Genomic DNA, 672 nt, shown 5'->3' with positions numbered 1-672 from the left:
GGAGCGGCTTCCTTGATCTTCTCGAGCACGGCGACGTCATTGGCTTCGCCGGGGTTGTAAGGCACGCCGAAGCGCTTGGCTTCCGGCAGCAGCTTCTTGGTGAATTCCATCACGGCGGCCACGTCCTGCAGGTCGGACGAGCCGGTGATGCCGGTGTCGCCGGCTTCCCACGACGGGACCAGCTTGGCAGCGACCGGGTCGGTCACGGCGGTGAAGACGATGTTGATGCCGCTGCCGGCGAGCTGCTGCTTGGCGATCTGCGAGACCGGGGTGGTCACGGTGTAAATCAGCTTCGGGTTTTCGGCCTTCAGCTTCTCGATCATCTGCGGAACCAGCGTGGCGTCGAAATTGGTGTGGCTTTCGGTGAAGACCACATCCTTGCCTTCGACGAAGCCGCTTTCGGCCAAGCCTTTCTTGAAGCCGGCGATCGAGGCGTTGAGCTGCGGATGTTCGCCGAAATTGGCGATGCCGATACGGATCGGATCTGCGGCGGCGCTGACCACGCTGGCGATCAGCGAACCTGCAAGTACTATTCCGGACAGCCATCCGGCCTTAGACGAAATCATGTTTTCCTCCCAGATTTGGCAAGCGGCCGTCTCTCCCCGGCGCCCCAGATTGCATCATAACGGGTCGGCAAACCTTGTCAAAAGGTTTATATATAAAATATCTGCT

General features: G+C 59.7%; 1 protein-coding gene. It reads right to left on the bottom strand.

Annotated features, from left to right (window positions below):
• Window positions 1-566, bottom strand: a 566-nt coding sequence (locus tag DNK89_RS23450) for an ABC transporter substrate-binding protein (RefSeq protein WP_304547774.1), incomplete at its 3' end; no start/stop codon positions are given.
• Between the last annotated feature and the right edge of the window lie 106 nt (window positions 567-672).

The organism is Acidovorax sp. ST3 (assembly GCF_003231145.1).
Lineage (GTDB): Bacteria > Pseudomonadota > Gammaproteobacteria > Burkholderiales > Burkholderiaceae_C > Acidovorax.
This window is presented reverse-complemented; position numbering and strand designations above follow the sequence as displayed.